This window comes from Bacteroides sp. HMSC067B03 (assembly GCF_001811315.1).
GTDB lineage: Bacteria > Bacteroidota > Bacteroidia > Bacteroidales > Bacteroidaceae > Bacteroides > Bacteroides faecis.
Genome location: NZ_KV804297.1, coordinates 22,518 through 38,142, shown reverse-complemented (window position 1 = coordinate 38,142; position 15,625 = coordinate 22,518). Strand labels below are relative to the sequence as shown.

The 15,625-nt window shown below is 40.1% G+C and carries 13 protein-coding genes; 1 reads left to right on the top strand and 12 read right to left on the bottom strand.

Annotation, left to right across the window (positions count from 1 at the left end; genetic code table 11):
• Positions 1-555: 555 nt before the first annotated feature.
• Positions 556-2,481 carry an NAD(+) synthase gene (locus HMPREF2794_RS05375; RefSeq protein ID WP_010537493.1) on the top strand — a complete coding sequence of 642 codons (1,926 nt, stop codon included), beginning with the start codon at positions 556-558 and terminating at the stop codon, positions 2,479-2,481.
• Positions 2,482-2,559: 78 nt separating this feature from the next.
• On the opposite strand, the gene HMPREF2794_RS05370 is transcribed toward HMPREF2794_RS05375, so the two are convergent.
• From HMPREF2794_RS05370 to HMPREF2794_RS05315, 12 genes are all read right to left on the bottom strand, one after another.
• Entirely contained in the window at positions 2,560-3,117 is a 558-nt protein-coding gene (locus HMPREF2794_RS05370) for a dual specificity protein phosphatase family protein (protein ID WP_010537492.1), read from the bottom strand.
• 20 nt (positions 3,118-3,137) lie between these two features.
• Positions 3,138-4,262, bottom strand: coding sequence for a bifunctional histidinol-phosphatase/imidazoleglycerol-phosphate dehydratase HisB (gene hisB / locus HMPREF2794_RS05365; protein WP_010537491.1), 1,125 nt, complete (start codon positions 4,260-4,262; stop codon positions 3,138-3,140).
• Positions 4,263-4,265: 3 nt separating this feature from the next.
• Entirely contained in the window at positions 4,266-5,306 is a 1,041-nt protein-coding gene (gene hisC / locus HMPREF2794_RS05360) for a histidinol-phosphate transaminase (protein ID WP_070751081.1), read from the bottom strand.
• A 37-nt stretch (positions 5,307-5,343) separates the two neighbouring features.
• Entirely contained in the window at positions 5,344-6,627 is a 1,284-nt protein-coding gene (gene hisD, locus HMPREF2794_RS05355) for a histidinol dehydrogenase (protein ID WP_010537489.1), read from the bottom strand.
• A gap of 31 nt (positions 6,628-6,658) precedes the next feature.
• Positions 6,659-7,510 carry an ATP phosphoribosyltransferase gene (hisG, locus tag HMPREF2794_RS05350; RefSeq protein ID WP_010537488.1) on the bottom strand — a complete coding sequence of 284 codons (852 nt, stop codon included), beginning with the start codon at positions 7,508-7,510 and terminating at the stop codon, positions 6,659-6,661.
• Positions 7,511-7,763: 253 nt separating this feature from the next.
• Complete coding sequence (locus HMPREF2794_RS05345) at positions 7,764-8,255, bottom strand: PaaI family thioesterase (RefSeq protein ID WP_010537487.1); 492 nt, start codon at positions 8,253-8,255, stop codon at positions 7,764-7,766.
• A 75-nt stretch (positions 8,256-8,330) separates the two neighbouring features.
• Entirely contained in the window at positions 8,331-10,235 is a 1,905-nt protein-coding gene (locus tag HMPREF2794_RS05340; protein WP_022301757.1) for a fimbrillin family protein, read from the bottom strand.
• A 309-nt stretch (positions 10,236-10,544) separates the two neighbouring features.
• A complete protein-coding gene (locus HMPREF2794_RS05335) occupies positions 10,545-11,198 on the bottom strand; it encodes a DUF2490 domain-containing protein (protein ID WP_022301758.1) in 654 nt (217 codons plus the stop codon).
• A gap of 204 nt (positions 11,199-11,402) precedes the next feature.
• Positions 11,403-12,749 (bottom strand): MFS transporter, encoded by a 1,347-nt coding sequence (locus HMPREF2794_RS05330; protein WP_010537484.1) that lies wholly within the window; start codon positions 12,747-12,749, stop codon positions 11,403-11,405.
• Between the two features lie 12 nt (positions 12,750-12,761).
• A complete protein-coding gene (locus HMPREF2794_RS05325; protein WP_010537483.1) occupies positions 12,762-13,661 on the bottom strand; it encodes a glycerophosphodiester phosphodiesterase family protein in 900 nt (299 codons plus the stop codon).
• Between the two features lie 20 nt (positions 13,662-13,681).
• Positions 13,682-14,740: an MBL fold metallo-hydrolase gene (locus HMPREF2794_RS05320; protein WP_055269217.1), complete on the bottom strand. Its 1,059-nt coding sequence runs from the start codon at positions 14,738-14,740 to the stop codon at positions 13,682-13,684.
• 1 nt (position 14,741) lies between these two features.
• A complete protein-coding gene (locus HMPREF2794_RS05315; protein ID WP_055269218.1) occupies positions 14,742-15,623 on the bottom strand; it encodes a sugar phosphate isomerase/epimerase family protein in 882 nt (293 codons plus the stop codon).
• Between the last annotated feature and the right edge of the window lie 2 nt (positions 15,624-15,625).

The following is a 15,625-nucleotide window of genomic DNA, read 5'->3' as shown; positions in this document are numbered from 1 at the left end:
GTCCCTCGAGATGATTTGAAGGCATACCTTTTCCACCACCTCAGAATAGGCTATTTTATTAATCTCTAATAAATTAGGATAGGATAAGTTAACTCGGCTGGTTCTTAATATTACGCCAAATGTCTAAATAGATTTTTTGTGTTGTTGCTGCGTCAATGCTAAATAAGTGTCTATCCATCTCTCTTATGTTATAAAATATTAGTGCTTATCGTTTGTTTAGGTGTTATTAACCTATAAAATTGCTTTATATCGGTTACAAATATAATTATAAAAGTTAAATGAAAGAAACTAAAAGTCGCATTTTTTATACTAAATTTCCTCTATATATCCTTTTATCGTTTATTTAACCAAATATTATCGAAAATTCACGTGTAACAAAGAATATATATCAAAATAGGCATAAAATAGATTTCAAATTGTCAGATCAATTAATTGTCTAAACAACAGTTAGCAAAACTATCTATAAGAGTGATTTTTAAGGATTCACTACTGAAAAGACAAAATTCCAATTATATTTCCTATTTTTGCACCCACTATATATAAATAAGGTACAAGATGAATTACGGATTCGTAAAAGTAGCTGCGGCTGTGCCACACGTTAAAGTGGCTGACTGCAAATTCAATGTAGAGAAAATAGAGAGTCTGATTGCAATAGCCGAAGGCAAAGGAGTGCAAGTCATTGTATTTCCGGAAATGAGCATTACCGGATATACCTGTGGAGACCTGTTCGGACAGCAAATTTTGCTTGAAGAAGCAGAAATGGGATTAATGCAGATTTTAAACAACACCCGTCAATTAGATATTATTTCTATCGTCGGTATGCCTGTTATCGCAAACTCAACAGTGATAAATGCTGCTGTCGTAATTCAAAGAGGAAAAGTGTTAGGTGTTGCAGCTAAAACTTATCTGCCTAATTACAAAGAGTTTTACGAACAACGATGGTTTACTTCCGCACTTCAGTTGACAGAAAATACCGTACGTCTATGCGGACAAATAATTCCAATAGGAGCCAATTTAATTTTCGAGACTTCAGATACAACTTTTGGAGTTGAAATCTGTGAAGACCTGTGGGCGACCATTCCCCCCAGTTCCTCACTAGCCCTGCAAGGAGCTGAAATTATCTTTAACATGTCTGCTGACAATGAAGGTATTGGAAAGAATCATTATCTCTGTTCACTGATCAGCCAGCAATCTGCCCGCTGCATAGCAGGTTATGTTTTTTCATCCTGTGGATTCGGGGAGTCTACTACAGACGTCGTTTTTGCAGGAAACGGATTAATCTATGAGAATGGTACACTCTTGGCACGTAGCGAACGTTTCAGCATGCAGGAGCAGTTGATTATCAGTGAGATCGATGTGGAACGTATACGAGCTGAGCGTAGAATTAATACGACCTTTGCTGCTAATCAGGGAAATCTTGGAGATAAAAAGAAAATTTCTATTGCAACAGAATTTGTTAATAGCAAAGAGCTGGTTTTAACGCGTAAATTCAATCCACATCCTTTTGTACCACAAGGGAAAGAGCTAAATGAACGTTGTGAAGAGGTATTCTCTATTCAGATAGCCGGTCTGGCACAACGCCTGGTACACACCGGAGCAAAAACAGCTGTAGTCGGAATTTCCGGAGGACTAGACTCTACGCTGGCATTATTAGTTTGCGTCAAGACCTTTGATAAACTAGGATTATCCCGAAAAGATATTTTAGGAATTACCATGCCTGGCTTCGGCACTACCGACCGTACCTATAATAATGCATTGGACTTAATGAAATCTTTAGGTATCTCCATTCGTGAAATCAGTATTAAAGAAGCATGTATCCAGCATTTCAAGGACATTAACCATGATATAAATGTACACGATGTCACCTACGAAAATTCTCAGGCACGCGAACGTACACAAATACTGATGGATATTGCCAACCAGACATGGGGTATGGTCGTAGGCACCGGCGATTTATCGGAACTGGCATTGGGATGGGCTACATACAATGGTGACCATATGTCAATGTATGGCGTCAATGCAAGCATTCCTAAAACATTAGTGAAATACCTCGTACAATGGGTGGCAGAAAATGGAGTGGATGATACTTCCAAAGCGACTTTACTGGACATTGTGGATACGCCAATCAGTCCGGAACTGATTCCTGCGGATGAAAACGGCGAGATCAAGCAAAAGACTGAAGACTTGGTAGGCCCCTATGAATTGCATGATTTTTTCCTTTATTATTTTATGCGGTTTGGATTCCGTCCTTCGAAAATTTTCTATTTAGCTAATGTTGCTTTCAAAGGAGTATATGATGAAGAAACGATCAAGAAATGGTTGTCCACTTTCTTCCGACGCTTCTTCAATCAGCAGTTCAAGCGTTCTTGTCTGCCCGACGGTCCCAAAGTGGGTAGTATTTCTATAAGTCCGAGAGGCGACTGGCGGATGCCAAGTGACGCAAGTTCAGCGATTTGGCTCAAAGAAATTGAGAATTTATAATCACTCATATTCTTTCTTCTGTGACATTTTTGTATTTATTCTAAGTATTATACGGGGAAAATCAAAAATGTCACAAGATTATAATACTTCTCTTTTGATACGTTCTATATCAGCCTTCTCAATGGTACGAATGATATTCTTATAAATGCGATGAAAACCGAAGCCTCCTTCGGTCATTTCCTGAATAGCCTTTTGCTTGGATACTCCTTGAAATACGATACGATACATAGCGCACACCGCCCCTGTCCTATCGGAACCGTGATGACAATGAAAAACGATCGGGCCTTTGCGGTTCCTGATAATGCGCAACGCTTTTATCAGTTGTTCTTCATTGACTGAATGCGCTTTCATTTTTAGCCGATGAAGTTTTATCTTTGTTTCTGCCGCCTCATCATCGTCACTATGCCGGTTGCGGAGATTCAGCACTTCACGAATACCATATTTCTCCAAAGCCTTAAAGTCTGTATCCGACGGTTGTTCCGAACGATATACGCCCGAGTCTATCTTATATAAATTATCCAGTTTACTACCGGGAACAGCTATCTTTTCAGCAGTCATATTCTGACCAAAAGCCGAAAAAGAAACCACTATCCCGATAAATAAACTAAGCCAGATTCGTTTATTATTGACTATCATACAGCAATCTCATAAGATAGTTATAATACTCCTTTACTCGACGGGAGCTCAAAATGATAAATATCTCTTTTCAATGCCATTTTCAAGGCACGTGCAAGCGCTTTAAAGATTCCTTCTATCTTATGATGCTCATTCTGTCCTTCTGCTTTGATATTCAGATTCATTTTTGCAGCATCACTAAGCGATTTAAAGAAATGAAGAAACATCTCCGTGGGCATCTCCCCTATTTTCTCACGTTTAAATTCCGCATCCCATACCAGCCAAGGGCGACCTCCAAAGTCCAGACATACCTGACACAGACAATCATCCATAGGTAATGCGTAACCATAGCGTTCTATTCCACGCTTACTTCCCAAAGCCTGATAGATACAATCCCCCAAAGCAATAGCAGTATCTTCAATGGTATGATGTTCGTCTACTTCCAAATCTCCTTTTACCTGAATAGTCAGATCCATACCAGAATGCTTGCCTATCTGTTCAAGCATATGATCAAAGAAACCAAGTCCGGTAGCAATGTTGCAATTTCCATTTCCGTCCAGATTCAGAGCCACGTAAATATCTGTTTCTTTAGTAGTACGACGAACTTCCGCTTTCCGTTCTCCCGCAAAGAGGAATTCAGCAATCCGATCCCAGTCCGTAGTAGCAAGTGTGCATACCTCTTCCAATCCTTTTTCTTGCAAACCAGCCACTGAATCTTGCAAATAGATAGCACGACAACCTAAATTTTTCGCTAATTCGACATCGGTAGGGCGGTCACCAATTACAAAACTTCCTGCCAAATCATATTCCGGATTATCGATGTACTTCGTCAACATTCCGGTACGCGGTTTACGAGTCGGTGCATGATCTTCCGGAAAACTGCGGTCGATCAGAATATCATCAAAGGTAATCCCTTCTCCTGCTAATGTTTTCAACATTAAATTGTGAGCAGACCAGAAGGTCTCTTCCGGAAAAGAAGAGGTTCCCAATCCATCCTGATTAGTCACCATCACAAACTCAAAATCCAATTTGCTACGGACAAATCCCAGATTACGAAAAACCTTCGGATAAAACTCTAATTTCTCCAACGAATCGAGTTGATAGTCTACAGGCGGTTCTATGACTAAGGTACCATCTCTATCTATAAATAAGACTTTCTTCTTCATAAGTTATACTTGGTATTTCTTGAGAGTAGCGATAAGATTATAATTCTCGACGCGTGTACCTACCGTTACACGCAGGCAATTACAGCAAAGGGAAATAGAATGGCGATTTCTCACAATAATTCCTTCCCCAACCAAATAATTGTAGATTTTCACAGCATCTGTCACTTTCACCAAAAAGAAATTTGCATCGGAAGGGAACATTTTGACAGTGCAAGGCAACTTTGAAAATTCTTCTTCCAAATAATCACGCTCTTCTTTCAATGTTTTTATCCAACGTTCTATCTCATAATATTTATGCAGCATGGCTATTGCTTGCTGTTGCGTGAGCTGATTGACATTATAAGGATATTTGATCTTACTCAGAATACCGATAATATCTACAGACGCAAATGCCATTCCCAGACGGATAGCAGCACATCCCCAAGCTTTAGAGAAGGTTTGAAATACAATCAGGTTCGGATATTTATCCAACTCTTCCAAGAAAGACGGTGCTTCCGAAAAATCATTATAAGCCTCATCCAAAATAACCAGCCCCTCAAATTCTTTCAGAAGCTTTTCTATTTCAGACCGGAGCAAATCATTGCCTGTCGGATTATTAGGCGAACAAAGGAAAATCATTTTAGTATGATCATCTGCAGCTGCCAATAACTGATCTGCCGAAAACTGAAAGTTATCATCCAATAAGACTTTCCTATATTCCACATTATTCACATCCGCACAAACCTGATACATACCATAAGTAGGATCAATAGCAACGACATTATCTATTCCCGGCTCACAAAAAGCACGAAAAACCAGATCAATGGCTTCATCACTTCCATTGCCTAGAAAGATATGTTCGGGTGCCACTTTCTTTATTTTTGCCAACAGTTTTTTCAGATCCCATTGCATAGGATCAGGGTAACGATTGTGAGGCATATTATATGGATTTTCGTTTGCATCCAGAAAAATAGAGGCTGTCACTCCTTTATATTCATCGCGTGCCGAAGAGTAAGGCTTTAACTTCCAGATATTCGGACGAGTCAGTTCTTGTAATGTTTTCATATATGATTTCTTTTATTACGGTCACTACTTGATCATTTTATTTCAAGGAACTCAGACGAACAGTAACGGCATTCTTATGTGCATCCAACAACTCGTTTGCCGCCATCTCTTCAATAGCCGGTCCAATCGCCTTCATTCCTTCCGGAAGAATCTCCTGGAAAGTGATTTTTCGAATGAAGCTATCCAGACTTACTCCGCTATATGCTTTTGCATAGCCATTTGTCGGCAGAGTATGGTTGGTTCCGGACGCATAATCACCGGCACTTTCAGGAGTCAAGGAACCTAAGAAAACAGAACCGGCATTCGTTACTCTCTCAGCAACTTCCATATAATTTTCGGTCTCTACAATCAAATGTTCGGGAGCATATGCATTTGTCAGCTCCAATGCCTCGTCCATGTCTTTTACAAGAATCAGCTTACTATTTTCCAAAGACTTCGCTGCAATTTCCCGACGGGGCAATTTTGCCAGTTGCCGCTCTACTTCTTCCATCACTTCCATCTGAAGTTTCTCAGAAGTAGTTATCAGCATAGCCTGGCTGTCAATTCCGTGCTCAGCCTGCGAAAGCAAATCTGCAGCGACAAAAACAGGACTGGCAGATGCATCGGCCAGTACTTCAACTTCAGAAGGACCGGCAGGCATATCGATCGCTACATCACGCAAACTTACCAACTGCTTGGCAGCCGTCACATATTGATTTCCCGGACCAAAGATTTTATAGACTTTGGGAACACTTTCCGTTCCATATGCCATTGCAGCAATGGCTTGCACACCTCCTGCTTTGAAGATTTTACTAACTCCCGCCAACTGTGCAGCGAAAAGAATAGCCGGATGGATATTTCCATTCTTATCCGGAGGAGTGCAAAGTACAATTTCCTTGCATCCTGCAATTTTAGCGGGAACAGCTAACATCAGTACTGTTGAAAAGAGCGGTGCTGTTCCTCCCGGAATGTAAAGACCTACCTTTTCAATACCCACTGCTTTTTGCCAGCAGGTCACTCCATTCATTGTTTCTACCTTTTTACCTACAAAACGCTGGGAAGAGTGAAAAGTTTCAATATTTCTTTTAGCCAGAGATATAGCAGCCTTCAGTTCGTCACTCACCAGTTCGTCAGCTTTCTTTATTTCTTCGGTAGTCACTGCGAGAGAAGATAAAGTCACTTTATCAAAAGCAGCTTCATATTCCAGAACAGCCTTATCCCCTTCTGCCCTCACCTTATTTATAATGGCACGAACCGTATCAAACAGATTCTCGGTATTCAATGCCGGACGTTTCAGGAGTTCTGCCCACTGTTCTTTGGATGGATATTTAATTAATTTCATCGGTCAAATTAGAATTCAGAGTTCATAATAATTAAACGATCATTTTTTCAATGGGCAATACCAAAATACCTTCTGCTCCAAGCCCTTTCAATTTTCCTATAATTTCCCAGAAACGTTTCTCGTCCAATACCGTATGAACAGAGCACCAGCCTTCCTGTGCCAACGGCATAACGGTAGGACTCTTCATACCCGGTAATACAGCGATAATCTCTTCCAGTTTGTCTTTCGGTGCATTCATCAATACATATTTCTTATCTTCAGCAGTCTTCACAGCATCCATACGGAACAGAAGTTCTTCTAACACCGCTTTCTTCTCATCAGTCATGTTCTTGTTACCAATCAACAGCGCCTCAGATTTCATCACGACTTCCACCTCTTTCAGACGATTGCTGACCAATGTAGAACCGGAACTTACAATATCAAAAATAGCATCAGCCAGTCCGATGCCCGGAGATACTTCTACCGAACCTGTTATAACATGTATTTCCGCATTTACACCGTTCTTTTTCAGAAAGTTTTTCAGAATAACCGGATAAGACGTTGCTATTTTCTTACCATTGAACCAAGACAATCCCGGATACTCAATGTCTTTGGGCATAGCCAGTGACAAACGACACTTACTGAATCCCAATCGCTTTATGATTGCTGCATCCTCTTCTTTCTCCATAAACTCATTCTCACCGACAATTCCCAAATCAGCTACACCGGTAGCTACTGTTTGCGGGATATCATCGTCACGAAGAAATAAAACTTCGATAGGAAAATTAGAAGACTGCACCAACAAGGTGCGCTTCGTTGTACTGATTTTAATATCCGACTCTCCTAAAAGTGCCATAGTCTCTTCGAAGAGACGTCCTTTGGCTTGTACTGCGATTCTTAACATGATTTTATTTATTATTTTATGATTTACAATTCGAACAATTCAGAAATAAAAAAAGGCTTACCGTATTCGGTAAGCCTTCGTTATCTTTATAGAGTTATACACACTATCAATCACGCCCACCGAGTTATTCGTTAGGAAAATGATGATGATGATGTGCAACTGTATATTTCATATTTCTTTTATTTAATGCGACAAAAGTAAAGCATTCGTTTGATACTTCCAAACATTTATCACAAAAAGTTCAGTTTTTATTTCAAATTAAAGATAATATCTCTTCCGGCTCTACATCACACTTATCAAAGTGCATTTCATCTTTCGACTTTTCGTGCGAAAACGTAAAGTACGTACAAACCGCTTCGGTACATACTTCGCCATCCTTATTATATAACTTAGCTTCAATAATCACAATATTCCGCTTGACTTCCTTAATAGAAGCACGCAACACAATATGGGAATCAGTAGTACTGACCGACTTGCGGTAACGAGTCTCCATTTTTGAAGTTACTCCCGTTGTCTGCAATTTACGAAGTATCACCCAAGCGCAGATTTCATCCATGAGAACAGCCTGAATACCACCATGCAAGGTATTGATCCATCCCTGATACTCAGGACGGGGTTTCCAGATACTTACCACTTCGTCGCCATCTTCATAAAACTCCATCTTTATTCCGGCTTCATTATTAGGGGCGCAACCAAAGCAATTGTACCCTTCCAGCCCTTTCCAGGGATTTATTATTTTCTTCATAATCTATGACTTCTATTTAAGTTTCACTTCCCAAATATAAGCAAAATATAAAAAAGAAGAACAATTTTCCACGATTTACTTTCGGATACAACGGATGGCGTAAGCTTTATCCAACCCGGTGTTTCCCTCTGCTATTTCGTTTTTATCACTTCTCAACAAGAATATTTTCTCATCCGCATCTGTCCCTGCTTCATTCAAAGTCCAATAAGAAAGATATTTTCCTTCATAGGCAGACTGAAACTTGCCGGCATACATTCCTACCGGATATCCATCAAAACCCGTGAGATTGGTAGCAGTTCCTACTATTGCACCGGCACCGGTGCTTATTGCTTTCCATGTCCCGGTTTTCAACAAAGAGGCATCATTGCTCAAATAAGTTTTCAGCATATTCCAATCATTCCAATCAGGCATATTCCACCCCACAGGAAGCAGCTTATTACTGACAATTGTTCCAAAACTATAAAAATAATAACTCTTATCTGTTTGAGACAATAGATAACCTGTCGCTCCGGCATTCATAATCTCCAGTTTCGGAATTTCTTCTCCATCTATATATAATGATGTTTTCAGATTACTTCCCATCCAATACTGCGTACCAATTTTCACTATCGGGTAATTGTGAATACTACTCCCACGCACATCACGCATTATATCTTTCATGGCCAATACGGGCAACATTTCTTCAGGCATAGACAATGCAATTTGTCCGTCAGGCAAAATATACACCTTACTTCGAGCAGCCTGATTTCCAGGAGTATATTTCAATGAATGTTCTTTCAAATCCCACGCTACAGTTCCGCCGTGCACTTTATCTGCATGTCCGACCAATTGTACTACCGTTCCCTTGGATAAGTCAACCGCATGGTTATCTTTCATCGGATAAACGACAATTGCCTGTGAAGAAAAATCAGGGGTCACCAGATATTCTTTACATATTTCTGCTACCTGCTGCCCAGCACTCAACACTTTATACACCTTCGAATCATCAAATACCAATTTTGACACATCCACATAATTATGGAAGACTTCGGACCCGGACTGCCCTGTATTTCCATCTTCCCAACTATTGATTTCTCCTTCGACTTTACTTATCAAAACATCTTCGGTCGGGATGAAGGAAATCGCCAGCTCACTCTGCTTACCACTCTGCAACTGCAATGAAGAGGGCAATGGGCTGGTATATATCTTACCTCCAACATCCAATACGATATATTGATAGCCCAAAGTGGTTTCCTGCGGAATAAGGATTACTTCTTTTCCGCTCAACCGATCTCCCTGTATCTCCCATTTTCCGGCAGGAGTAATGCTTTTCTCATTAGAAAAAGCGGAATAAGTTTCTTTTTGGAAATCATAAATCGCCTTAGTATAAAAACCACAAACAGAAAGTTTTGGGTCAGCATCCAGTATACCCTGCAATTCTTCACCTTCCTTTCCTACCAAAGCGATTTTTAATTTGAAGAATTTGTGATCATAATGCAGGGCGATGGCTCCTTTAGGAGCTGATTGCAGATTTTGAGAAGCAACCAGAAAATCAGAGCAGAAATAGCCGGCAGAAAGATTTTGATCTGTTTCTACCGCCACCGACATCGTACTTTCTCCCATATTCACTCCCTCTTCCTGATAAGGATAATAACTGATCAAACGTAATGTTACCTCATCATCAGGATAATAAATCGGCTCACTGGACTCAAAAACTTTTTCGGAAGTACGAAAGAAACGCAAATTATCCGCATAACGTTCTTCCTTCATGGTGGAGGACCCTACAAGGGCAAATACTCCCACTTCATCATTCTCTTCAAAGCCATTGCCAGCAACACGTGTATATGTCGCTTCATGAATATCAGCAGTAAATTTCAATGGAATATCTCCATTGCTGACTGCAGCTTTCTCTCCCGGAATATGACTTACACATGCTAATACAAAAAAAGAAGAAAAAAGACATACAGCGATTCCTTTTTCCATTCTAAACAAAATATTCATGTCCTCTTTATTTAAATATAAATAATAAGAAATCTTTGATTGGGCAGAAAGAAGGACATAAGAGGAAGTATTCACTTTCAGTTATGAGATTCCACACAACACGTCTGTTGCGACTGGAGAATCATCAACTCCAACATTTCATTCTGAAATGTCAAAAGCAAAAGTATAAATCATAAACCAACCAATACTTCATTTTCTTAAATAATATTTATATTCATTCATAAGTATCAAATTAGTAGCACTTTATGAATCAGGGATATTTCAAAACCAAATAGGCTTACACATTATTATATTAGTAATCTAACATTTTCAAAAAGAATAGCCTATTTCTACCCCGGCAATATGTTTACCTTTTGGAGACTCATACTGATAACAATAAAAAACATCTAACGCCCATCGTTTAGCCAAAGCTATCTCTACTCCAGGCCGATAACGCATACGATCTGCTCTCCAAAAAGGAGCATCATCCAAACTTTGATAAATTTCAATTGAGAAGTAGGGGGAAACGATTCCTTTTTCAGGTGCATAAGCTAATTTTAAGCGGGAACGAAGGCGAGCTTTTGAATCTCCACGGTCAAAAGTTTGCTGAAACCTTTCTCTCAAAGCAATTTTCAACCACTGATATTGAAAACTTGCAGTTGCTCCAAAGTTATAACGGTGTCTGAATTTCCATTCCGAATCTCCCAAATTCCGGAAATGAGTTTCATATCCGGCTTCCAGTTTCAAAAATGAATAAGCCCGATACTCGCCTCCAATGGTCAATCCCAAACGGTCCATTCTACCTACGTCATCCTTTGTCCGAAACTCCAGATTGCTTAAAAGTGAAAATCGGGGATCGATCTTATAGTTCACTTTGAATTTAGTCCATGTAGTGAAATCATCGCTTTGTGCAAATGCAGTGGAAGTCATTCCAGCCAATAGCGCAAACAGCAGTATTTTATTAATTGCAAATATTCTACTCATCGATTACCGGGTTAAAAGTACAAAGATAATAAATCTCCCGCAAAGAAAAATTATGATACTGAAATAATTCTGAAATATCAAGGCTCATTCCTTTAAAAGAAACACCCCGTTGGTTTTAAAGGAACAGGTCGTTGGTTTTAAACCAAGAGCCCGTTCCTTTAAAAGAAAAAGTACCTATTTTATACTCCACTGATAATCAATGCTTTATTTTTGCTTCGCATTCCACACCCATAAAGCGAAAAATACCGACAATATAGCCGATCCGATCCAAAACCAATTGATATAAGTAAAGTCGTAAACCTCTACCCCATTCCGGATCGTTTTATGTCCTTCAATCAAAACTCCGCTCATGACATCTTGCAGCCCGGCTCCGATATAACTGGCAATCCCAACAACTCCCAAAGCAGCTCCCGAAGCATTGCGAGGAGCAATATCAACAGCCATCAGCCCACCTAAGAAACAAATCAGTACTCCGATGCCCAGTCCAAAGAGGATCATTGCCACAGCATCGAGCCAAAAGTGTACCCCTGGCACTAATAAGAACAAACATAATGCTAAAACATTCGTCAGTCCGAAAATCAAAGCCGGAACATTACGCCGGCCACCAAACAGTTTATCAGAAATTACACCGGAAAACATGGTGCCGATAATCCCACAAACAGAACTAATGGAAATAATAAAACTGGCATCCAAAGTGGAATATCCTTTCTGTGCTTCCAGATAAAAAACTCCCCAACTGTTTACCGCATATCGGCTGATATACATAAATGCGCTTGATAAAGCAAGTATCCAGATAGCAGGCATTGTCAGAACCTGCCGTTGAGCTTTATTAAAATCTGCCGTTTCAGAAGCACTCATCGTTTTCTTTTCTTTCGAAACATTGACCGGAGGAAAGCCCTTACTTTCGGGACTATCATGAAAAAAACGCCATACGATTAATGCCCCCAGCAATCCTACCATACCTGCCCCAAAGAAACCATAACGCCAGCCACAAACACTAACAATAGATGCTACAATTATAAATGTCAGTGCTTCACCAATATTATGACTGGCGGACCAAAAGCCATAATAAGAGCCACGTTCTTTATCCGTGAACCAACGGGAAAGTCCGACTACACACGAAGCAGCCCCCATAGACTGAAACCAGCCGCTGACTCCCCAAAGAACAGCAAACAAAATAAATGAATGGGTGAAACCGAGACAAAGATTAATCAATGCGGTAACAAGCAGGCCGGTAGTCATAAAACGATTTATATTACTTCGATCTGCCAGAAATCCATTCGTAAATTTACCCACCGCATACGTAAAGAACAGCACCGAACCGATTATTCCGAGTTCCGTTTCAGAAAAGATTCCCTCGTCTACAATCGGTTTCTTTACTACATTCAAGCTCAACCGGCAAACATAATACATACCGTATCCGAAAGTTGCCGAAAGAAAGGTAGACCATTGCAGATATTTCAACCGACGCTTGCCGGATGAAGACATAACGTCTTCGTTACAAGGTCCCAGTGAAGAGACCTTGTAAAAATTTATAAGATGTTTCAACATGAAGGAATATCTTTAGTCGTGCAGTTTCTTTTTACGCAAATATTCGAGTAATAATGCCGGGCGGTCTGTTTGAATCAGCTTAGCCCCCTGATTCAAAATCCATCCCCAGCTATCATCCGGTTGGTGTAGTTCTACCGCGCGATCGTCATCGTGACCTCCACAAAGTTCAGGCCACAAAGAATTAATGAAAAGCTTGGCACCACTATCACGTACTTTCCTGATCAAGCGAAGCATTTCTTCATTATCATCATTAAATACCAGTTCATAAGCAGTTGGTTTCATGTGCAACTGATAATCATTGATTATCTTTTCCGCTCCTTCTTTGTGCAGATTCACAATAGGCATAAAAATAACCTTATCAAGTACATCACCATTTTCTGCTTTCACTCGTTCATAGGGGAGTCCTGCTTTAATTACACAATGGTCAATTGTTCCTGTTTTTTCAAGTACAGCATAAGCTTCCTGAAAATAATCGTAACCTTTATCGATATTCACCATTATCTTCCCTTTGCAAAGTAACATAACTTCTTCGAGAGTAGGAATCTGATGTCTGGTTTTACAGCCTGCTCCATTTTTAAGTCGCATTGCTTTCAGTTCTGCCAGTGTATAATCCTCAGCGTTTCCTTTTCCCGTCATTGTACGGTTAATTGTCTTATCATGCATGACGACCAAGTGACCATCTTTGGTCTTCTTCAAATCTATTTCTACCATATCCACTCCCATATCAATGCAATTCTGTATTCCTTGCAATGAATTTTCGGGAGCATTTCGCCAGTCGGCACGATGAGAAACGACCAACACTCTATCGGAATAATTTCCTAACAGGTTTTCTCTGATTTCCGCAATCCTATTTTGGGCAACAGCCAGTTGCACCAGGCATAAAAGCAATATAAAGTTATAAATTCGTTTCATAAATTCAAATATTAAAATTATTAGTTCAGCTTACCGTTCTTCCAGACCATCTTTTCTCCCCACATAGGCACATAGGTCTGGTCACAGTTAATCTTGGACGCCCGTTCTAATGCCATGTCCAATGACCATCTGGATGCATCAACACCTGCATGAGCCATTTCCAGAATATGAGATAACAGAACATAATCCGGCTGTACCTGTCCCGCTCCGGTACCTAAAATATTATTCTCAGTCAGCGCATTAGGAGCATAGCGGGGAATCAAGACATTGACATGTGGCGCAATGTTTGTATATTGTTCCGGTTTAAAATTGGAATCACCGACATGCATAAAGACGAAATTTCCAGCATCATCTCCACAGTCTATCTGGAAGATAGTTACGAAATTGGATAATCCGGAATTATTATGATCGGTAATACAAGTACGGATTTTAAATTTACCTATTTCATAATCTTTATCTCCCTTTGCCGTGTAGGGATAAGTGGTGTCTTTCAAATAATTGGATAATACCGGCTTACCCAAATCAAACATCGCCTGAATCAAATCTGTACTATAATGATCAGAATGCTTATGCGTCACACAAAGGAAGTCGATATAGGGTGCAAGTTCCTTCGCCCAGCGATGAGAAATATCAATAGCAAAACATCCGGAAGGAGTCTTAACTATATATCCCATGTTATAAAGCAACCAGATTTCTGCTGTGCCATTCTCTACTTTGGAGTTTTTAATTCCGTCCATCACCCGGTCAAAAGCACTCCGGTAATAGTATAAGATCGGTTCACTCTTCTCCATACTCATACTTGCCTGATCAAAACCATTCAGAAAACTGATAAAATAGTCATCCAGACATTTATCGGCATATCCCTGAATAGTGCTCAAAGCATCGGCACGCTCAGTATTTACAATTAATGGAGAAGTTCCCCATAACTGTTGGGTAGTGGCATCTACCTTTGCTGCCAGTTCCGTAAGAATTCCTTCGTACCCGGTCTTCTTATCATTATTATCATCGTCACTACAACTTGCAAGTCCTATTGCCAGCAGGCAAAACAGGAAATATTGTATTCTTCTTATATTATTCATATTATTTCAGTGTTTTATAGTCATCAATTATTTTATCGAAGGTCTCTGCAATCCGTTCAAGAGCAGGTCTCACATTATTATTTTCGTGATCCTTCGTCGCTTCATACATGAAAACGCCTTTATATCCGGTCTTCTCCAAATCGTGCATCAACTTTCCCCATTTTATATTTCCCTGTGTAGGAAGCCAGTGGCATTCGTTCACCAAATCAAAATCTGAAGCATGTATAGTGCCGATACGGCTACCTACTATTGCCACAAAGTGCTCTGTCGTGCCTTTGGTATAGTGATTTGTATCAAAGCACACTTTTACGTCCGGGATATCTCCGACAATCCTCATAAGTTCCTCCGGAGTATTTCCCAAACAGGTTCTGGGCAGATTCTCTATACAAAGTTGAGCGCCAATCCTATCAGCATATTTCTTCAGATAAGCAATAGACTCCGAAGCATTGGCAATCCGTTGCGCCCGAATACTATCGGCTATCGGTTCCGAACTTGGATGCAAAACCAGGCAAGTCGGTTGAAACATGGCACACAATTCTATCATCTCTGCCATAAAATCTACATTTTCCTTCCTTAACCGATCATCCAGAACTGAGATATCCAACGTTCGGGAGAAAGGAAGATGAATAGACCAGACTTCGATATCCGCACTGTCTATCTTCGCTTTCATTTCCTTTATACGTGGAATCACTTCATCGACAGGAACTCCCCTATAACATTGATTAAAGGCCACCTCGACATACTTCACACCAGTCGCTTTTGCATGAAGGAAATCGGCAGCAGCAGGTGCTTTCCACACTGCTGTCGTAGTACCTACTTCATATTTCTGTGCATATCCACAAACAGACATCACCATAAATGCGATAAAAATCAATTTTCTCATCA